Consider the following 19,360-nt stretch of genomic DNA (forward strand, 5'->3'; position numbering starts at 1 on the left):
CCCGGGAGACTCCCGCGGTCGTGGGGATGATCGCCGAGGGTTCGCGGGCGGCGGAGAGCTTCGAGGACTGCGTGCGTGCGCCGGAGGCACGCCCCGCGCACGCGGCGGAGATCGAACGGCTGCGTGCGGGGACGGACGACGAGGAGGCCGCGCGAGCGCTCCTGCGCACCGCCCGGACGCTGACGGAGCGTGCGCAGCGGCGGGCGGAGGCGCACGAGCGGCCCGAGCCGTTCGCACTGCCGGAGCCCGCGGCGGTCCTCGCCCTGGACCGGTTCCTCCCGCGGCTTCCGGACCGGGACTGGGTGCAGATGCTGCTGAGCGGCGACCACCCCGGGTTCTCCGCCGCCGCGCTCGCGGAGGCGGAGGAGGACGGGTTCCTCGCCCATGCGAGACGGGCCGGCGCGCTGCCGGGGGCGGCACAGGAGCTCGTGGGCTTCTGCCCCCGGCCGCCGCGGCTGTGGGCGCTCGCGGAGGCCGTGGACTGGCTGCGCGGCTGCCTGCCGTACATCGGTGCCGAGGCGCGGCCGGGACTGTGCGCCCTGTTGGCCTGGTTCGAGTGGTCGAGGGTGCGCATGCGCTTCGCAGAGCACTATGCTCTGGCCGCGCTGGAGACGGACGGCGACCATCGCCTCGCCCAGCTGGTTCTGCGTGCAGTGCGCGCCGGTCTCCCGCCGGTGTGGGCGCAGCGGGAATGAGCGCATTCCCGCTCCGCCTGCGGCATCCTGGGCCGAGTGCGTTTGTCAAGAGGGGGAATAGCGTGCAATGATCGGGCGTTGACCCAGTCGAACATGATGCCGGTGGTGTGCCCGCCGTGCAGTTTGACATGGGTCTTACTGGTGCCCTCGGGCCTGGTCGTACCCTAAGCCCTCAGCCGAAAGGTCCTCACGTGCCCACAAAGGATACGGAAAAGTCGAGCACTGCCGCCTCGAGCGCGCAGACGCAGACGGAGACCGCTGCTGCGACGACGAAGTCGTCCGCGACGACCGCCGCCCGGAAGTCGACGGCGAAGAAGGCGACCGCTTCGGCCCCGGCGAAGAAGGCGAGCACTGCGAAGAAGACCGCCGCCAAGAAGACGGCGCCCAAGGCCGCCGCGGCGAAGAAGCCCGCCGCCAAGAAGAAGACGACCGCGGCGCAGGGTCCCGGCGAGGAGGAGACCCTGGGGCTGACCGCGACGACCCTGGACGAGGCGCAGGCGCAGGACGTCGACCCGGACGAGCAGACGGAGACCAAGAACGCGGAGGAGGAGCAGAAGGACGAGATCGTCAAGGAGGCGGGCGGCTTCGTCGTCTCCGCCACTGACGACGACGACCAGCCGGCACAGCAGGTCGTCTCCGCCGGTGCCACGGCGGATCCCGTCAAGGACTACCTCAAGCAGATCGGCAAGGTCGCACTGCTCAACGCCGCGGAGGAGGTCGACCTCGCGAAGCGGATCGAGGCCGGCATGTACGCGGACTACCTGCTCAGCCAGGGTGAGACGACGGACCCCAAGCTGGTCCGCGAGTACCAGTGGATCGTCCACGACGGCAGGATCGCCAAGAACCACCTGCTCGAGGCCAACCTCCGTCTGGTCGTCTCCCTCGCGAAGCGCTACACCGGCCGCGGCATGCTGTTCCTCGACCTCATCCAGGAGGGCAACCTGGGCCTCATCCGCGCCGTCGAGAAGTTCGACTACACCAAGGGTTTCAAGTTCTCCACCTATGCCACGTGGTGGATCCGTCAGGCCATCACGCGGGCCATGGCCGATCAGGCCCGGACCATCCGCATCCCGGTCCACATGGTGGAGGTCATCAACAAGCTCGCGCGCGTCCAGCGGCAGATGCTGCAGGATCTGGGCCGCGAGCCCTCGCCGGAGGAGCTGGCCAAGGAGCTCGACATGACGCCGGAGCGCGTCGTGGAGGTGCAGAAGTACGGCCGCGAGCCCATCTCGCTGCACACCCCGCTGGGCGAGGACGGAGACTCCGAGTTCGGTGACCTCATCGAGGACTCCGAGGCCGTGGTCCCCGCGGACTCCGTGAGCTTCACGCTGCTGCAGGAGCAGCTGCACTCCGTGCTGGACACCCTGTCCGAACGTGAGGCCGGGGTGGTGTCGATGCGGTTCGGCCTCAACGACGGCCAGCCCAAGACCCTGGACGAGATCGGCAAGGTCTACGGCGTCACCCGTGAGCGCATCCGCCAGATCGAGTCGAAGACGATGGCGAAGCTGCGTCACCCGTCCCGCTCGCAGGTGCTGCGCGACTACCTGGACTGACGACCGGAAGCCGGGGTCCGACCCGCCGGATGCACCGCACCGGCGGGCCGGCGCATTCAGGCCTCTTGGAGATGCGCAGGCGGTCGGGTTCGTGAGCAGCTCCGGAGCCTCTCCGCCCGCACCCGTGGAGGATCCCATGCCCCATCCCTATCTGCACGGTGACGGCCCGCAGGTGCTCGCGCACCGCGGGCTCGTCACCGCGGACATGGCCGCGGACGGCGTGGTGGAGAACTCCGCCGCTGCCGTGGCCGCTGCGGAGCACGCCGGTGCCCTCTGGGTGGAGTCGGACTGCCACCTCACCCTCGACGGCACCGTCGTGCTCTTCCACGACGACAGCCTCGAGCGCCTCACGGGGGATCCGCGGAAGCTCGCGGAGGTCACGTACGAGGAGCTGGCGGCCCTCATGGCCCCGCGCGGCGGTCTGCTGACGCTCGGCCGGGCGCTGGAGGAGTTCCCGCGGCTGCGCTTCAACATCGACGTCAAGGCCGATGCCGCTGCCGCACCCGCCGGGGCGCTCGTGGGGCCGCACTGGCGCCGCTGCCTGCTCACGAGCTTCTCCGAGCGGCGCCGGCGCATCGCCCTCCGGGCTGCGTCCTCCGTCGCCGGCGGCCGGCGGCCCGCCACCTCTCCCGGGGAGGCGCGGACGGCGGCGCTCCTCCTCGCGGCGACCGCGGGCTCGCAGCGTGGTCTTAGCCGTGCGCTGCGCGGCCTCGACGCACTGCAGATCCCTGAGCGGGCGGGCCGGCTGCGCGTCTTCACCCCCGCCGTCGTCTCAGCTGCGCACCGGGCGGGCGTCGACGTCCACGTGTGGACGGTGAACGAGCCCGAGCGCATGCGCGCGCTCGTCCGCGCCGGCGCGGACGGAATCGTCACTGACAGGTGCGACCTCGCGCTGCGGGTTCTGGACAGGGCCGGCTGAGCTGAGCGCCCAGGCCATGCGCTGGGCTCAGAGGGTCACGAGGGTGAAGGCGGCGTGCTGCGGATCGACGAACCGCCCCACGCGGCCGTGGAGGGAGTCGTGCGGGGCGGCGAGCACATCGCCTCCCAGCTCCACGACGCGCTCGGCGGCCGCGTCGACGTCCTCGACGACGAAGTGGGCCTCCCAGTGGGCAGGCACTTCCAGCGCCGAGGCGTCGAGGATGCCGCCCAGCCGCGCCTCGGCGGGGAGCGGGGAGTCCTCTCCACCGGCGGCGCCCAGACCGAAGGCGCGGTAGTCCTGTTCCTCGGTCTGCGACAGGGCGCTCACCCGCCAGCCGAAGACCGTCCGGTAGAAGTCCACGGCGGCCGCGTCCTTGGTGAAGAGCTCGGCCCAGCCCACCGCCCCGGGGACGCCGTAGGCCCCCATCCCGCGTGCGTCCGCGTACTCCAGGACGCCGAAGGCGGTGCCGGCGGGATCGACGGCGAGTGCCACGCTCGCGTCCTCGTCGAACTCCGGGATCGCCATGAGCGGGCGGCCGCCGGCGGACTCGAGGCCCTCCATGAAGTCCTCGAAGTCCCCGATGCGGAAGTAGAGCGTCCAGAAGGCCGGGGCGCTCTGCCCCTCCGGCTGCGGGCTCAGGCCCGCCACCCGGGCGCCGTCGCGCACGGCGGCGCTGCCCATGCCCATCGGACCGGTCCCGGAGAACTCCCAGCCCAGCAGCGCGGAGTAGAAGGCGGAGGAGGCCTCCAGGTCCGGGGTGGTGAGGTCGAACCAGCAGGGTGCGCCTGCCTGGGGGACGGAGAACTGAGCGGACATGGGGCACCTCTCGGACGACTGGGGGATGAGGGCTCCGAGCCTACGTGAGCACCGCTCCGGCACGCGAGCGGGGAACGGCCGTGCCCCGGCCGGGACGTCTCGTGCCTCAGCCGAGCCGGCTCACGGTCCGCACGATCGCCTCGGCGATCCGGTCCTGTCCCTCGGACGAGGCCAGCAGCTCCGCGTCGTCCGCATTGCGCATCTCACCGGCCTCCAGCATCACCGCCGGCACTGCGGCGTGGTTGAGGGTGGCGAGGTCGGACCGCTCCACCACGCGGCCGTAGGCGGGGTTCCGGTCCAGCCCCTGCTGCTCCAGCTCCGTGACGAGCGAGCCGGCGAGGTCCTGGGAGGCCGCGACGGCCTCGTCGTCCGCCGCGGCACCGTCCGCGGCGGCGATGACGTGGAAGCCGGACGCGCTGCGATCCTCCGAACCGTTGGCGTGGAGGCTCACGAGCACGTCGGCCTCCTCCTCTGCCGCGAACGCGCCGCGCTCGTCCACGCAGGGGCCCACCCCGTCGTCGGAGTCCCGGCTCAGCACGACCTCCGCCCCGGCGTCCTCCAGCCGCTCCGTGAGCACCGTGGCGAGCTCCCAGGTGAAGCGGTGCTCGGCGTAGCCGTCGTCCGTCGAGGTGCCCACCGTGTTGCAGGCCTTCGTCCCGCCGCGCCCGTCCGGCACCTGTGCGCCGATGGTCGCGGCGTCCTCGGCGTTCCCGCCGTTGTGCCCGGGATCGACGGCGACGATGAGCCCGGAGAGCTCCTCCGCGGCGGTGCTCGGCGAGGCGTCCGCCGGACCGGGAGCCGTCCCTTCCGTGCCGGGCGAGGTCCCGGCCGCTTCCGCCGTGGGAGCAGGTGCGGCGGAGGAGTCCTCGCCGCCGGAGGTCCCGCATCCCGCCAGCCCGAAGGCCAGGGCCGCGGCCGCGGCGCCCAGTGCAGTTCGGCATCTGCGCGCGGGTGTGCGCGTGCGCGGTCCGGAGGCGGGGGAGTGCGGAGTCACGGTGCCAGCTTAGGCGAAGGCGCCGGATGGCCGTGCTCACGGCGTGGGAGACCGGTGGATGGACGGAGGAGGAATAGAATGACGCGTCGGATCACCGTCGAGAAGGAGCATCCGTGGCAGGAAAGAACGATGAGAGCTACGACGCCAGGCACCTCTCCGTGCTCTCGGGGCTCGAGGCGGTCCGCAAGCGTCCCGGCATGTACATCGGCTCCACGGACTCCCGCGGCCTCATGCACTGTCTGTGGGAGATCATCGACAACTCCGTCGACGAGGCGCTGGGCGGCTACGGCGACTCCATCGAGATCGTGCTGGAGGCCGACGGCTCCGTGGCCGTCACGGACTCCGGCCGCGGCATCCCCGTCGACGTGGAGCCCAAGACGGGCCTGTCCGGTGTGGAGGTCGTCATGACGAAGCTCCACGCCGGCGGCAAGTTCGGCGGCGGCTCCTATGCGGCCTCGGGCGGACTCCACGGCGTGGGCGCCTCCGTCGTCAACGCCCTCTCCGCACGCCTGGACGTGGAGGTGACCCGCGGGGGCAAGGTGCACCGCATGTCCTTCCGGCGCGGCGAGCCGGGACGCTTCGACGACAGTGCGGGCACGGGCCCGCACAGCCCGTTCACCCCCTTCACCGAACCCACCGCCCCCGAGGTGGTCGGCAAGGCCAAGCGGGGCCTCACCGGCACCCGGGTCCAGTACTGGGCGGATGAGCAGATCTTCCTCCCGGAGGCGCAGTTCTCCTACACGGACCTCGTGGACCGTGCGCGGCAGACCGCGTTCCTCGTCCCCGGCCTCGGGCTCACGATCCGTGATCGCAGGGGCGTGGCGCGCGACGAGGCCGGTGAGCCGATCCCGGAGCGGACCGAGGAGTTCCGCTACGCCGGCGGCATCTCCGAGTTCGTCGACCACCTGGCCGTCGACCCGCAGATCACGGACGTGTGGCGGCTGGCGGGCGAGGGCACCTTCACGGAGACGGTGCCGGTGCTGGGTGCGGACGGCCGCATGGTGTCCGAGGACGTCGAGCGCAGGGTGGGCGTGGACATCGCCCTGCGCTGGGGGACCGGCTACGAGACGAAGGTCCGCAGCTTCGTCAACATCATCGCCACGCCCAAGGGCGGCACCCACGTCACCGGGTTCGAGCAGTCGCTGCTGCGCACCCTCCGCAAGGCGGTGGAGGCGAACGCGCGCAAGCTCAAGGCGGGCAAGGACAAGGTCGAGAAGGACGATGTGCTCTCCGGCCTCACGGCGGTGGTGACGGTGCGTCTCGCCGAGCCGCAGTTCGAGGGCCAGACGAAGGAGGTGCTGGGGACCGCGGCGGTGCGGCAGATCGTGGCGAAGACCGTCGACCGCGAGCTCACCGCGCTCCTGGAGTCGACCCAGCGTCCGGTCAAGGGCCAGGCGGCGCAGCTGCTGGAGAAGGTCGTCTCCGAGATGAAGGCGCGGATCAGCGCCCGGACGCATCGCGAGAACCAGCGGCGCAAGACCGCGCTGGAATCCTCCTCCCTGCCCGCCAAGCTCTACGACTGCCGCGTGAGCGAACCGGAGTCCACGGAGCTGTTCATCGTCGAGGGGGACTCCGCGATGGGCACCGCCAAGGCGGCGCGGGACTCCGAGTACCAGGCGCTCCTGCCCATCCGGGGCAAGATCCTCAACGTCCAGAAGGCCTCGGTGGCGGACATGCTCGCGAACGCGGAGTGCGCGGCTCTCACACAGGTGATCGGCGCGGGCTCGGGGCGCAGCTTCGACCTCGAGTCCGTGCGCTACGGCAAGGTCATCATCATGACGGACGCGGACGTGGACGGCGCGCACATCCGCACGCTGCTCCTCACCCTCTTCTTCCGCTACATGCGCCCGCTCGTGGAGGCCGGCAGGGTGTTCGCCGCCGTGCCGCCGCTGCACCGCGTGGAGGTGGTCAACCGCGGCAAGCCCAACGACGTCACCTACACCTACACCGAGGCGGAGCTCACCGCACTGCTGAAGAAGCTGACGAAGCAGAAGAAGACGTACAGGGAGCCGCAGCGCTACAAGGGACTGGGGGAGATGGACGCGGACCAGCTCGCGGAGACGACGATGGACCCCGGGATGCGGACCCTGCGCCGGGTGACGATGGCGGACGCGGAGCGCGCCGAGCAGACCTTCGCCCTGCTCATGGGATCCGAGGTGGCCCCGCGCAAGGAGTTCCTCATCAACGGGGCCGCCGAACTCGACGTGGAGCGCATCGACGCCTGAGCACCGGGACAGCGCGCCGGGAGGACCGGGCTCAGCTGTAGACGACGGTGCCCACCAGCACGGCCGGCGGCACGAGCAGCATGGAGGAGGCGATCACGGCGGCCTTCACCCGCAGCCTCCGGGGGTCCGGGAGTGCGGAGGCGTCCAGGCGCAGGCGCTGCTCCCGCACCGCGGTGAGACGTGGGTCGTGCCCGGTCATCGGCGCGCGGCCGGCGGGGGCGTCGGCACTGTCCGCGGTCTTGGCCAGCGCGGTGCGCAGGGCGTCGGCGGAGACCTCGGCCCGTGCGGCGTCGTCGGCCATGATCTCGATGAGCGAGCTCACGGACTCCAGTGCGGTCCGGGTGACGGGCAGGAACGGCAGCATGCGGTTCCACGAGGCGAAGGGCAGCGCGAGGAGGTCGTGCCGCACGCGCAGGTGCTCGCGCTCATGGGCGATCACCGCTGCCCGCTCGTCCGCGTCGAGGAGCTGGATGAGGCCGGTGGACACGACGGTGGTGCCCCCGCGCCCGGCGAGGCAGTAGGCGACGGCGTGGTCCGTGTCGATGATGCGCATGCCGGGTTCCCCGGGGCTCGACTCCGAGACCAGAGCGAGCATGTCGCGGTGGCGCACCCGCGCGCGCACGGCGGCGCGCGCCTCCCGGAGAAGGGAGAGGAGCAGCGCGCAGAGGAGGATCACCCCCACGGCGAGCAGGGGCCAGCGCCACCAGTCGAGTGCGTCCGGTCCAGTCTCCGCGTCACCCACGAGCGGGGCGAGGGCGAAGGCCAGGCAGGACGAGATGAGGGAGAGGCCGCCGGCGAGCCCGATCGCCTGCCAGAGGAGGATGGAGGCGACCGGATCCACGTCCGCGCGGTCGCTCTGGCGACGGGCGAGCGCGGTGGGCGCGGGCCACGCCAGCAGCACGGCGAGCGCCGCCATTGCGATTCCGATCGCTGTCATGGGATCTCCGCAGCCATGGGGAGCGCAGGCACGGCGGCTCAGCGCCTGCCGTGCCCGAGGCTCTCAGCGGGTGCCGCGGAGGCGGCTGTCGAGGACCCCGCGGAGGAACGCGCTGTCCGAGAGCGAGACCGTGCCCAGGAACCGCGCGAGCACGGCGCGGCGGTCGCCGGCCTGGTCGAGGACCTCGGAGAGGAGGTCCGTGACGTGCTCCTCCTTGCTCGACGCCGCGGAGTAGAGGTGCGGGCGCGTGCCGCGGTCGCGGTTGACGAAGCCCTTCTTCTCCAGGCGGGTGAGCACGGTGTGCACGGTGGTCAGCGCGAGCCCGCGATCGGCGAGCACGTCCCTGAGGCCGGCTGCGGAGAGGCCGCCGTCAGCGGCCGACCAGAGGGCGTCCATGACGTCCCGCTCCAGCTCTCCCAAACTCTCCAACACGTTCTCCTCTTGAGGGTGGCGAATCGATCTCCTGCGGATTCTACCAGTCGTAGTGAGACGCGGGCGGAACCGCGGACGGCTGTGCGTCCGCCTGCTGAGACGGCTCCGTATCGAAAGCGCGGAGGGGGTCGGACTTTCCTTCGCGAGGCGTATTCTACGGAGCGTAGAAACCCATCCGCCGCGGCGCGCGCCGCGCTGAAGAGCTAGGAGGTCGATGTGGAGTTCGACCCTGTGCTGATAGCCCGCTGGCAGTTCGGCATCACCACCGTCTACCACTTCTGGATGGTCCCGCTCACACTGGGGCTCGGGCTGCTCGTCGCGGTCATGCAGACGCTGTGGATGCGCACCGGGAACGAGGCATGGCTGCGGGCCACCAAGTTCTGGGGCAAGCTCTACCTCATCAACTTCATCATGGGCGTCGCCACCGGCATCGTCCAGGAGTTCCAGTTCGGCATGGCCTGGAGCGAGTACTCCCGCTTCGTGGGCGACGTGTTCGGCGCGCCGCTGGCGATGGAGGCCCTGCTCGCCTTCTTCCTCGAGTCGACCTTCCTCGGCCTGTGGATCTTCGGCTGGGACCGGCTGCGGCCCAGGCTCCATCTGGGCGTGCTGTGGGCCGCCGTCGTGGGCTCCTGGTTCTCCGCGTACTTCATCATCGTCGCCAACTCCTGGATGCAGCATCCGGTGGGTGTGGAGCTCGTCGACGGCCGGCCGGTGATGACGGACGTGTGGGCCGTTCTCACCAACAACACGGCGCTGGCCGCCTACGGGCACACCCTCGCAGGCGCGGTGTCCGTGGGGGCGGCGTTCCTCCTCGGGATCGCCTGGCACCACCTGTGGCGGCGGCGGAAGGACGGCATCGACACGGTCGACGAGAACGGCCGGGTGATCGTCGGGACCGCGCCGGATGTGCCGGGCCGTGACGAGGCGGACCACACCGTGTGGTTCCGGTCGCTGCGGCTGGGCGCCTGGTTCGCGGTGTTCGCCTTCGCCGCGGTGGCGGTCACCGGCGACATCCAGGCCAAGCTCATGTACGAGCAGCAGCCCATGAAGATGGCCTCGGCCGAGGCAGCCTGCCACGACGGCACCGAGTTCTCCGTCCTCACGGTGGGCAATCTCGACTCGAACGACTGCGCGGACGTCACCCCCGTCATCGAGGTCCCGGGCGTCCTCTCGTTCCTCGCGAAGGGCGACTTCTCCACCGAGGTCCCGGGTGTGAACTCCCTCATCCCCGAGTACCAGGAGAAGTACGGCACGCATCTGCCGGAAGGTGAGATGTACGGCGACCGCTCCGGCGCGGAGATCGACTACCAGCCGTCCATGTTCGTCACGTACTGGGGCTTCCGGCTCATGATCGGGTTCGGCGCGCTCGCGGCGGCGGCCGCGGCCTTCGCGCTCGTGGTCACCCGGAAGGGGACGGTGCCGCGGTCGGCCTTCCTCTCCCGGCTGGCCCTCTGGGGGATCGCGGCGCCCTTCATCGCGAACTCCGCGGGCTGGATCTTCACGGAGATGGGCAGGCAGCCCTTCGTGGTCGCCCCCAATCCGGACGCCAGCGGCATCGACGGGGTGTTCCTCTACACCGCCGCGGCCGTCTCGCCCTCGGTGAGCCCTGGCGAGCTGCTGTTCTCGCTCATCAGCCTCACCCTGGTCTACGGCGTCCTCATGGTGTTCGAGCTCAGGCTCATCATCCGCTACGCCCGCGGGGGAGTGGTGTCCGCGATGCCGGAGCTGGGCAGCCGGCGCACCGATTCCCGGGCCCGCCTCTCCGGCGGCGCGGACGACGAGGACTCGGACGTCCTGGCGTTCGCGTACTGACTGCGACGAGTGAGAGTGGAAAGGCACTGACATGACTGAAGCGCTTCCGGTGATCTGGTTCGTCCTCATCGCCGTCCTCTGGCTCGGCTACCTCTTCCTCGAGGGCTTCGACCTGGGCGTGGGCATGCTCATGAAGGGGTTCGCCAGGAACGAGAAGGAGCGCAGGCTCCTGCTCAACACGATCGGCCCCGTGTGGGACGGCAACGAGGTGTGGCTGCTCACCGCGGGCGGCGCGACCTTCGCGGCGTTCCCCCTCTGGTACGCGAGCCTCTTCTCCGCGCTCTACCTGCCGCTCACGCTGGCGCTGCTGGGGCTGATCTTCCGCGCCGTGGCGATCGAGTACCGCGGCAAGGGCGGGCACTCCCAGCGCTGGGTCGACGGCTGGACCTGGGCGCTGTCCCTCGGTTCGCTCGTGGCCGCGTTCTGCGTGGGGGCGATGCTGGCGCTCACGACGACGGGCCTGCCGCTCAACGCCAACGGCGACAACGTGGGCGGGGCCTTCGCCTGGCTCACGGTCCCCGCGGTGGTGGGCGGTCTGGCGGTCGTGGGCTTCTCGCTCCTCCACGGTCTGCTCTACCTCACCCTCAAGACGGACGGGCCGGTGCGTGCCCGTGCCCGCCGCACCGCCGTGGTCGCCGGTCCGCTCCTGCTCCTGCCCCTGGTCGCCTGGGTGCTGCTGGTGCAGGCCGAGCGCGGTGACGCGCTCAGCTGGGTGTGCACCGCGGCCGCCGTCCTCGCCGCCGTCGTCTCGTGGGTGCAGCTGCGCCGTGGGGCGGAGAAGCCTGCCTTCGTGGCACAGGGCCTCTTCCTCGCCGCCGGTGTGAGCGCGATCTTCGCCGCGGTCTTCCCCGTGGTGCTGCCCTCGACTCTCGATCCGGCGCACGATCTCACGATCCACACGGCCTCGTCCTCGGGCTACACCCTCGGGGTGATGTTCTGGGTCGCCGCAGTGGCCGTGCCCGTGGTGCTTGCGTACCAGATCTGGAGCTACACCGTCTGGGCGCGGAGGCTCACGGTCGAGCACATCCCGCCCGCGCACGAGGTGCCGGTCGCGATCCGCGGTCGCGTCTCCTGATGCGCACTGCTCCTGAGCAGGAGCCCACCCGGGCGCAGCGGAGTCCGCTGCGCCCGGCCCTGGCCACCGCTGCCGGCCGGTGGGGCCTGTGGGCATCCTGCGCGGTCGCCGCCCTGCGCGCCGCGGGCCTGGTGCTCGTGGCCGACGGCGTGGCCCGCGGGATCGTCGCGGCGATGCAGGGGGCGGAGGTGCGCAGCGCCGTGCTCACAGGTCTGGCCGGAGCGCTCTGCCAGGCCCTGGCGGCGTGGGCGGGCCAGTGGGCCGGCGCGCGGAGCTCGGTGGGCGCGAAGACCCGGCTGCGCAGCCTGTTCGTCATGCGCGCGTTCGCCGGCTCGGGCCGCGATCTGCCGGGCACGCAGGGCGCGCTCGCCCTCACCGCCACGCGCTCCCTCGACGAGATCGACGACTACTTCACGGCGGTCGTGCCCGCCCTCACGGCCAGCGCGGTGGTGCCGCTGCTCGTGGGAGCGCGGATACTGGCCGCCGACTGGGTGAGCGCACTCGTCATCGTCCTCACGATCCCGCTCGTGCCCGTGTTCATGATCCTCATCGGCCAGCACACCGCGGAGCGGATCGGTGCCGCCACCGCCGCGCTCGACCGCTTCTCCGGACACCTCGTCGAACTGGCGCGCGGCGTGCCGGTGCTCGTGGGGCTGGGCCGGCTGCCCGCACAGACGCGGGCCCTGCGGGAGGTGTCGCAGCGCTACCGGGACACCACCATGACGACCCTGCGCACGGCCTTCCTCTCCGCGCTCGCCCTCGAACTCATCGCCACGCTCTCCGTCGCCCTCGTCGCGGTGTTCGTGGGAGTGCGCCTGGTGCACGGGTCCTTGGACCTGGAGGCGGGACTCCTCGCGCTCATCCTCGCGCCCGAGTGCTACCTTCCCCTCCGTCGCCTGGGCGCGGCCTTTCACTCCACGGAGAACGGGCTCGCCGCATACGACCGCGTCCGCACGCTCCTCGACGCCCCGACCGCGCCGGGACCGGCCGCGCCGCCGGAGGGGCTGACCCTGCGGCTCGGAGACGTCACCGTCGCCCACCCCGGCCGCGGTGCGCCGACGCTGCGCGGGACCTCCCTCAGCTGGGGCGCGACCGGCCTGCTGGCGGTGACGGGAGCCTCGGGCTCCGGCAAGTCCACGGTGCTCGGCCTCCTCGCCGGTCTGGTGCGCGCCGAGGACGGGACCCGGGTGAGCGGCGAGGTCGAGGCGGTGCGCCCCGTGGCCTTCGCCCCGCAGCGCCCGGCCTTCGCGGCGGAGACGGTGGAGGCGGAGGTGGCGATGCACCTGCCCGCCCGTCTGCGCGAGGACCCGCGTCTGCGCCGGGACGCGGTGGAGGAGTGCCTGCGCTTCGCCTGCCTCGAGGACCTGCACGGCGGGCAGGGGACACGGGCCTGCGAGGCCCTGAGCCCCGGCGAGCAGCGTCGGCTGGCCCTCGCCCGTGCGCGCGCCGCCGTCATGGCCGGGGCGCGCCTGGTCCTCCTCGACGAGCCCACGGCCCATCTCGACGCCGCGCGTGCCACGCGGGTCCGGGCGGAGATCGGTGCGCTGGCTCGCGAGGTCGCCGTCGTCGTCGCCACGCATGACGCCGGTCTCACGGCGCTGGCCGAGGACCGGGTGCACCTGGAGGACGGCGTGCTCGGGGCGGAGCGCCCTGCTGCGGGCGGAGACGTAGCGGCGGTGACCGAGAGCGCGGCTGAGGGTGTGGCCGATGATGCCGCCCCGGCCGCAGACGCCGCTCCGTCCCCGCAGGCGGAGGCGGAGCGGGAGGGCGAGAGCGCGCCCCCGGTTCCCCTCCGCACGGTGCTGCGCCGCCTGGTGCAGGCGGTGGACCCCCTCTCCCCGCGGTTCCTCCTCGCCGTGCTGCTCGGGGCGGCCTCCGTGGCGGCGGGGGCCGCGCTCACCGGCGTCTCCGCGTGGCTGATCGTGCGGGCGGCCTCGCAGCCTCCCATCATGTACCTGCTCGTGGCGATCGTGGGCGTGCGGTTCTTCGGGCTCTCCCGCGCCGTCCTCGCCTACGCCCAGCGCCTGTGCCTGCACGACGCCGTGCTGAGCGCCCTCACCCGCCTGCGTGTGCGGCTCTGGCAGGGACTGGCCCGCAGGGGAGTGGCGGACCGCCGGGTGTCCCGCGGCGAGGGTGCCCTCCGCTCGCTCATCGCGGACGTCGACGACGTGCGCGACCTCGTGCCGCGCGTCGTCCTGCCGCCTCTCGTCGCGGTCGTGGTGAGCACGGCAGCCGTCGCGGTGCTCTTCTCCCTCCATCCCGCCGCCGGCTCGATCACGCTGTCAGCGGTGCTCACGGCCCTGGTGGCGGGTGCGGGCGTGACGCTGCTGTCCGACAGGCGGGCCAGCTCCGTGCGCGTCGGTGCGCGCAGCACGGTGCTCGCCCGGCTCTCCGCGCTGCTGGGCGCACGCGAGGACCTTCTGCCGGACGGGGCCTGGCGCGCGCCCGCGCAGGAGCTCGCGGAGGCGGACGAGGCGGCGGCCCGCGCCGAGCGCGGTGCCCTCCGCGCCCGCGGTGCGGGCGAGGCCGTCGTCACCGCCGTGATGATCGCCGCCGCGGTCCTCTCCGTGGCCGCGCTCGCCCCGTCCACGGGAAGCGGGGCTCTGAGAGGCGAGCTGCTCGCCGTGGCGGTGCTGCTCCCGCTCGGCCTCATCGACGCCCTGCTGGACGCGCTCAGCGCCGTCCAGCAGTGGCCGGCGCTGCGGACGGTGCTCGCAGGCATGCACGAGGACGACCTCGCCGCTCCCGAGTCCGTCGACGCCGCGGGGCCGTCCCGCCCCGCCGCAGAGGCCCCGGCCGAGATCCGCGCGCTCTCCGTCGAGGCGCTCACCCTCCGCTGGCCGGGAGCGGCGGAGCCGGCGGTGTCGGCACTCACCGCGGACTTCCCGGTGCCGGGCCGGACCGCGGTCACCGGGGCCTCGGGCTCCGGCAAGACGACGCTCGTGAGCGCGCTCATGCGGTTCCTCGACCCGGTGAGCGGGCGGGTGCGCGTCAACGGGGCGGATGCCGCGCCGCTGGGCCCGCAGGATCTGGCGGGACGGCTGGCGTGGTGCCCGCAGGAGGCCCACGTCTTCGACTCCACCCTGCGCGGGAACCTGCTCATCGCCCGTGACCGCGACGACGCTCCGGCGGACGCGGAGATGGAGGCCGCGCTGCGGCGCGCGGGCCTGGGGGAGCTGCTGGCCGATGCGGGTCTGGACGCGCAGGTGGGAGCGGGCGGCGCACGTCTCTCCGGCGGTCAGCGGCAACGGCTCGCCGTGGCGCGCACGCTCCTGGTGGGCGCGGACGTGGTGATCCTCGACGAGCCCACCGCCCACCTCGACGAGCCCACGGCACGCGCCGTCATGCGTGATCTGGACGACGCCCTCGCGGACCGCGGGATGGTGCTCGTCACCCATGACGAGGGCCTCGTCCGCGAGGACGACGTGCGCGTGCGGCTGTAGCGGCTGCTCGCGCAGGCGACCCCTGCTGTGCCGGTGCGAGCCGGCGAGGAGGCGTCTCAGTCCTTGCCGCGACCGCCGAACATGATCTCGTCCCAGCTGGGCACCGAGGCGCGGCCGCGGCGCCTGCCGCCGGACTCCGGCGCGGGCCTGGGGGAGGGAGCTTCCTCGCCCCCGGGAGCGGGGAACAGCGAGGCCGGGTCGTGAGCGTCACCGGCGTGCGCCGGGTCCGGCTCCGCGGCGGGCTCCACCTCGTCCACCTCGAGCAGTGAAGGATGGTCGGGTCCGGGCCCGGCCTCGACCGCGTCCCCGCCGTGCGGGGCCGTGTCTCCGGATCCGGGCACCGGTGCGGGCGGGAGGGTGCCTGCGTACTCCGGGTCGTCGAAATCCGGCGTGCCGATGGGGGCCGTGTGCTGATCGGGATGACGCTGTCCGGGGGTGCGTGCGCCGTGCGGGGCCGGGACGGCCACGATCTCCGCGTCGAGCGCCTCGCCGGGCGCGCTGGGGGCCGAGTGCGCGCCGTCGATGGACTGGTCGCGGTCGTCGCCCACGAGTCTGAGGCCGCCTCCGCCCGGAGTGGGTCCTGCGTCCGCGGCGGGCCCGGAATCAGCACCGTGCGGTGCCGCCTCTCCGTCGTGTGCGGTGAGGTGGCCTGTCTGCCTGCGGCGGCCGTGCGGGGCGGCCTCGTCCGGGCCGCCGCGTCCGGGCAGGGGAATCTCGCCGGTGTGCTGCGAGGCCGTCACGCCCCTGCGGCGGCGCAGGCTCTCAAGGATGCGCCCCGTCTCCGTCTGGTGGTCGCGTGCGGGTGCGGCCGGCGCGGGTTCGGCCGCGCGTGCCTTGCGCTCCTCGCCGGTGCCGTAGCCGGGGATGGGGCCGGAGTCGGTCGGGCCCGCGTCCGAGAGCCAGCGCGCCTCGTCGTCGAGGGCGTGCACGGACCCGCGGGAGTACGACCAGCTGGCGGTGCGCAGGCGCGAGCCCGCCTCGAAGGAGAGCTCGACCTGCCAGGTTCCGTCCGCGCGCCGCCATGCGTCCCAGCTCAGCGTCTCCGGGTCCACCTCGCGCAGCTTGAGGCGCTCCAGGGCGAGGTCCGCGAGCGGGGTCGGCGCAGCGGCGTCCGTCTCCGGCCGGACGAGCACGCGACCGGCCTGATGGGCGATGTGCCCGCGCTCGGCCAGGACCGGGCCCTCGTAGACCCGGATGTGCTCGAGATCCTCGCCCGTCTCCTGCGCGATCTCCTGGGCGGTCATCCCCTGCCGGATCATGGCCTGGATGTCGCGGGGGCGCAGGGGCTCGTCGCTGCGCACGGTCGAGGCCTGCCGGCGGTGGGCGCCGCGGACGGCCACGACGAGCGCGTCGTCGATGGGGAGGCGGTACGCGGACCCCGTGGCATCCTCGAGGACCAGTGCCGACTCGTCCTCCTCCAGGCCGCGCAGGCTCAGCTCGGTCATCAGGGCTTCCTCCTCGAGAGACATCTCGTACGATCGTGTCACGTCCCGGTGCGAGTCCGCGGCACATCTCCGGGCGAGTCGCGTAAATCGCGATCGCAGAGTGAGACCGCGGCTCCTGCCACACGGGTGCCCCGCAGGGCCCGGCCGGGCGAGCCGATACCCTGGAGGGCGTGACTTCAGAGCTTGCACCCTTCGACGCCCTCCTCCTCATGTCCTTCGGCGGACCCGAGAAAGACGAGGACGTGCTCCCCTTCCTCCAGAACGTGACGGCCGGCCGCGGCATCCCGGACGAGCGGCTCGTGGAGGTGGGTGAGCACTACTACGGGTTCGGCGGGAGGTCCCCCATCAACGACCAGAACCGCGCTCTGCGCTCCGCCCTGGAAGCGGAGCTGCGCGCGCGGGGGATCAGCACCCCCGTCCTCTGGGGCAACCGCAACTGGCGGCCGTTCCTCAGCGACGTGGCGCGGGAGACGGCGGCGGAGAGCGGATCCTCGCGCCTCCTGGCGATCGTCACCTCCGCCTACTCCTCGTACTCCTCCGACCGTCAGTACCGGGAGGACTTCGCGAGGGTCCGCACGGAGCTGGGTGCGGAGGGGCTGGACGTCAGCTTCGAGAAGGTGCGGCAGTACTACAACCATCCCGGCTTCGCGGAGGCCGAGCTGGAGTGCGTGCGCGAGGGCCTCGACGAGCTCGAGGAGCTCACCGGCGGCCTCGATCCGCGGACGCAGCGCATCCTCTACGTCACCCACTCCATCCCGGAGGCCATGCAGCGGGCGTCGGAGAAGCGCACGCTCGGCTACGAGGCACAGCACCGCCAGCTCATCGACTGGGTCTCCGCTCAGCTGGGTGAGCGCGACGTGCTCCCGCACGAACTCGTCTTCTGCTCCCGGTCCGGTGCTCCGCACGTCCCGTGGTCGGAGCCTGATGTCAACGACAGGATGGAGGAGCTCGCCGCCGAGGGCGTGACGTCCGTCATGCTCGTGCCGATCGGCTTCGTCTCCGACCACATGGAGGTCGCGTTCGACCTCGACACCGAGGCGCGGGCCACCGCCGAGCGTCTGGGCCTGGGCTTCGTGCGCGCCGGGTCCGTGGGCACCCGTACCGTCTTCGTCCGCGGTCTCGTCGACCTTGCGCTCGAGCGGGCGGCGCAGGTGCGCGGCGAGGACGTCGAGGCTCCCGCCGTGACGCCGGAGGGTCCGCTGGTCCCCGGTTCCGGCTCCGGGGCCGAGGACGACTGCGCAGGCGCCGTGGACCGTCCGATCCACCCGGTGTGGCCCGCCGTCTGAGCGCTCGCGCCGGCTGCAGGCGCAGCGCGAGGCGCCCGGAACCGCCGAGGGTGGTTCCGGGCGCCTCTGTGTGCGTGGCGGAGTGCTGGAGTGCGTCTCAGCCCGTGGGGGTGAGGCTCAGTCCGTGGAGGTGAAGCCCTCCGGCTCGTCCGCGACGCCCGTCGGGCTCTCCCCGGGATCGGCGCTCAGATCCGGGATGACCGGCAGCGCCCCGGTCTCCGCCTCCAGCACCGCTTCCATCTGCTTCGTGTCCACATCGGTGCGGCCCGCGATGTCGATGAGGGTCTCGAGATCCGTGAGGAGCTCCTGCTCCCGGAGCTCGTCCTGTTCCGCCCGCGCCTGAGCGAGGCGCTGCCGGAGTTCCGCGATCCTGGTGTCGAGCTCGTCTTCGAATCTGCTCACTGTGTCTCCCCTCTTGGCAGCCGGCGGTGCAGCTGTGCGGCAGGATGTCCTGCGGCGTGCCCGGAGGTGTGTGCCGCAGGCGGCTGGCGTCTTTCCGAAGGTCGATTCTCCCATCCCTGCGCGCCCTGCGGGTGACATCCGGGCTCCTGTGGGCGTAATAGGAGGCGAATCACAGAACAGGATGCCTCTTTCGTGTTGCGCGAGGGGCGGTGTGCGTGCAAAATGCAGGGGACATATCGGACGAAGGCCCTTTCCCCCGTCCTCCGACCAGAGAACAGCGGAGTGTGATCACGCCAGTGGCAACCGACTACGATGCGCCGAAGAAGCAGGACGAGGAGCTCCGGAGCGATTCCATCGAGGAGCTCAAGGCGCAGCGAAACCAGCAGATGGCGAGCCAGGTGGACGAGGACGAGGCCGTCGCTGCTGAGGGCTTCGAGCTCCCCGGTGCGGACCTCTCCAACGAGGAGCTCTCCGTCCGTGTGCTTCCCAAGCAGAATGACGAATTCACCTGTATGGAGTGCTTCCTCGTCCGTCACCGGTCCCAGCTGGCCGACGCCGAGGCGATGATCTGCACGGACTGCGCCGGCTGACCCGCGCCCGCACTCCGCTCTGCAGCCCGCACGCAGCCGGGCGGCGGACGGCCCCGGACCGCGATGGTCCGGGGCCGTCGCGCGTGTGGGCGCGGGGCAGCGCACGGTCCAGAGGGCCGGCCGGTGGGGAGCCGTGAACCGGCTCAGGCGCGCAGCGCCGCCGCCAGCTCCTGCGGGTGCCGGGTGGACACCAGCCAGTAGGGGGTGGGGTCCGCGGGATCGTTCAGCTCCACCTTCACGACGGTCTTCACCCACGGCCGCAGGACGAGGAAGGCGCGGACGTCGAGCTTCTGCCCGCGCTGGCGGAAGGACTCCTGCGCGTCGAAGCCCTCCGCGCCGGCGATGAACCGCCTGTCGATCGCCGCGCCGCCGGCGGCGAAGGTGTCCTGCGTGACGAGCACCCGGGCGGAGGCGCGGGCGAAACCGATCGCCACGGCGATCATCACGAGCAGCGCGAGCACCACTCCGGCCCAGGGGTTCACCGGGACGAGGAGGAGGGAGGTCATGGCGGAGAGCAGGAATCCTGCGATCGCCCAGCCCGCGCTGGGGTGGAGGCGCTCGCTGAAGGTCACCGAGGTGGTCGTGGTCATTCCCCCATCGTCCCACAGGCGGATCGGGCTCCACCACGGCCTCGGACGCCGCGGCGCTCCCGGGGCGCGCTAGTGTGTCCGTGCCCGCACCTCGAGGACAAGGAGCTCCTGTGACACCCTCCCGCCCGCACATCCCGATCCGGAAG

16 protein-coding genes are annotated in these 19,360 nt (G+C 72.4%); 9 read left to right on the forward strand and 7 right to left on the reverse strand.

Translation table 11 applies throughout. The features are described from left to right. The 3 genes from Q0A33_RS15765 to Q0A33_RS15775 all read left to right on the forward strand — a co-directional run. A partial coding sequence (locus tag Q0A33_RS15765) for a hypothetical protein (RefSeq protein WP_291799047.1) occupies positions 1-695 on the forward strand: 695 nt, incomplete at its 5' end. Between the two features lie 191 nt (positions 696-886). Next, positions 887-2,248, forward strand: a complete 1,362-nt coding sequence (locus tag Q0A33_RS15770; protein WP_291799049.1) for an RNA polymerase sigma factor — start codon at positions 887-889, stop codon at positions 2,246-2,248. 136 nt (positions 2,249-2,384) lie between these two features. Further along, positions 2,385-3,167: a glycerophosphodiester phosphodiesterase family protein gene (locus Q0A33_RS15775; RefSeq protein ID WP_291799052.1), complete on the forward strand. Its 783-nt coding sequence runs from the start codon at positions 2,385-2,387 to the stop codon at positions 3,165-3,167. A 27-nt stretch (positions 3,168-3,194) separates the two neighbouring features. Here Q0A33_RS15775 and Q0A33_RS15780 read toward each other — a convergent pair whose 3' ends face one another. After that, positions 3,195-3,983, reverse strand: coding sequence for a VOC family protein (locus tag Q0A33_RS15780; RefSeq protein ID WP_291799055.1), 789 nt, complete (start codon positions 3,981-3,983; stop codon positions 3,195-3,197). A gap of 106 nt (positions 3,984-4,089) precedes the next feature. Then, positions 4,090-4,977, reverse strand: a complete 888-nt coding sequence (locus Q0A33_RS15785) for an N-acetylmuramoyl-L-alanine amidase (protein WP_291799058.1) — start codon at positions 4,975-4,977, stop codon at positions 4,090-4,092. A gap of 113 nt (positions 4,978-5,090) precedes the next feature. On the opposite strand from Q0A33_RS15785, the gene Q0A33_RS15790 reads away from it, so the two are divergent. Further along, positions 5,091-7,202, forward strand: a complete 2,112-nt coding sequence (locus Q0A33_RS15790; protein WP_291799061.1) for a DNA topoisomerase IV subunit B — start codon at positions 5,091-5,093, stop codon at positions 7,200-7,202. Positions 7,203-7,233: 31 nt separating this feature from the next. Here Q0A33_RS15790 and Q0A33_RS15795 read toward each other — a convergent pair whose 3' ends face one another. Both Q0A33_RS15795 and Q0A33_RS15800 read right to left on the reverse strand, forming a co-directional pair. Then, positions 7,234-8,139: a M56 family metallopeptidase gene (locus Q0A33_RS15795; protein WP_291799065.1), complete on the reverse strand. Its 906-nt coding sequence runs from the start codon at positions 8,137-8,139 to the stop codon at positions 7,234-7,236. 63 nt (positions 8,140-8,202) lie between these two features. Then, positions 8,203-8,568 (reverse strand): BlaI/MecI/CopY family transcriptional regulator, encoded by a 366-nt coding sequence (locus tag Q0A33_RS15800; RefSeq protein ID WP_291799094.1) that lies wholly within the window; start codon positions 8,566-8,568, stop codon positions 8,203-8,205. A 219-nt stretch (positions 8,569-8,787) separates the two neighbouring features. Here Q0A33_RS15800 and Q0A33_RS15805 point away from each other — a divergent pair, with 219 nt between their 5' ends. Genes Q0A33_RS15805 through cydC form a run of 3 tightly spaced genes read left to right on the forward strand, consistent with a single transcriptional unit; the run spans position 8,788 to position 14,901 of the window. Continuing rightward, positions 8,788-10,383, forward strand: coding sequence for a cytochrome ubiquinol oxidase subunit I (locus Q0A33_RS15805; RefSeq protein ID WP_291799068.1), 1,596 nt, complete (start codon positions 8,788-8,790; stop codon positions 10,381-10,383). A gap of 31 nt (positions 10,384-10,414) precedes the next feature. Then, positions 10,415-11,458, forward strand: coding sequence for a cytochrome d ubiquinol oxidase subunit II (cydB, locus tag Q0A33_RS15810; RefSeq protein ID WP_291799072.1), 1,044 nt, complete (start codon positions 10,415-10,417; stop codon positions 11,456-11,458). Continuing rightward, positions 11,458-14,901, forward strand: a complete 3,444-nt coding sequence (gene cydC, locus Q0A33_RS15815) for a thiol reductant ABC exporter subunit CydC (protein WP_291799075.1) — start codon at positions 11,458-11,460, stop codon at positions 14,899-14,901. The genes cydB and cydC overlap by 1 nt, the downstream gene beginning before the upstream one ends. 56 nt (positions 14,902-14,957) lie before the next feature. Here cydC and sepH read toward each other — a convergent pair whose 3' ends face one another. Then, complete coding sequence (gene sepH, locus Q0A33_RS15820; protein WP_291799077.1) at positions 14,958-16,346, reverse strand: septation protein SepH; 1,389 nt, start codon at positions 16,344-16,346, stop codon at positions 14,958-14,960. Between the two features lie 170 nt (positions 16,347-16,516). On the opposite strand from sepH, the gene Q0A33_RS15825 reads away from it, so the two are divergent. After that, entirely contained in the window at positions 16,517-17,632 is a 1,116-nt protein-coding gene (locus Q0A33_RS15825; RefSeq protein ID WP_291799081.1) for a ferrochelatase, read from the forward strand. Positions 17,633-17,749: 117 nt separating this feature from the next. Here Q0A33_RS15825 and Q0A33_RS15830 read toward each other — a convergent pair whose 3' ends face one another. Further along, positions 17,750-18,034, reverse strand: a complete 285-nt coding sequence (locus Q0A33_RS15830; protein WP_291799083.1) for a hypothetical protein — start codon at positions 18,032-18,034, stop codon at positions 17,750-17,752. 296 nt (positions 18,035-18,330) lie between these two features. Here Q0A33_RS15830 and Q0A33_RS15835 point away from each other — a divergent pair, with 296 nt between their 5' ends. Further along, positions 18,331-18,624, forward strand: coding sequence for a DUF4193 domain-containing protein (locus Q0A33_RS15835; RefSeq protein ID WP_291799086.1), 294 nt, complete (start codon positions 18,331-18,333; stop codon positions 18,622-18,624). 143 nt (positions 18,625-18,767) lie between these two features. Here the strand turns inward: Q0A33_RS15835 and Q0A33_RS15840 are convergent, their stop codons facing one another. After that, on the reverse strand, positions 18,768-19,214 hold the full coding sequence (locus Q0A33_RS15840) for a DUF3093 domain-containing protein (protein WP_291799089.1): 447 nt from the start codon (positions 19,212-19,214) through the stop codon (positions 18,768-18,770). Positions 19,215-19,360 lie beyond the last annotated feature (146 nt).

It is taken from the genome of Brevibacterium sp. (genome assembly GCF_022712115.1).
GTDB classification, from domain to species: Bacteria; Actinomycetota; Actinomycetes; order Actinomycetales; family Brevibacteriaceae; genus Brevibacterium; species Brevibacterium salitolerans.